The following is a 362-nucleotide window of genomic DNA, read 5'->3' as shown; positions in this document are numbered from 1 at the left end:
CGGTAGTCCCGAGAATGTCGGTCACGGTATCGAAGGCGCGCTTGATGTGATCTCCAAGCCCTTCACCGATGAGAGGATCGCCAGCGCACTCTCGCGGGCGGAGCAGCGACGCAAAAACTTCGACAGTAGCAAGGCTGCTTTGTGAACAGCAGCAAGCTGCGTTGTGGTAAGAAGGAGATCGACGTCGTTCAGGCCGCTACTGCCTGCCCGAGGAGATAGTCCGGATGAAATACGCGCTCATTGGCGTTCTTTTCGCCCTCTCGGCCTGCGCCAGCGCAGGGGATCCGCAGCCGCTTCCGGGCAGCCTCACCTATGGCGGAAAGGTCCTCCATTCGCCCTATCGTCCGGGAACGGTGGTCAAG

The 362-nt window shown here is 60.5% G+C and carries 1 pseudogene; it reads left to right on the top strand.

The window, feature by feature from the left end:
- Positions 1 to 145, top strand: a pseudogene (locus AF337_RS45420) (response regulator); the annotation flags it as partial.
- Between the last annotated feature and the right edge of the window lie 217 nt (positions 146 to 362).

It is taken from the genome of Rhizobium ecuadorense (genome assembly GCF_001187535.1).
Taxonomy (GTDB): domain Bacteria; phylum Pseudomonadota; class Alphaproteobacteria; order Rhizobiales; family Rhizobiaceae; genus Rhizobium; species Rhizobium ecuadorense.
This window is presented reverse-complemented; position numbering and strand designations above follow the sequence as displayed.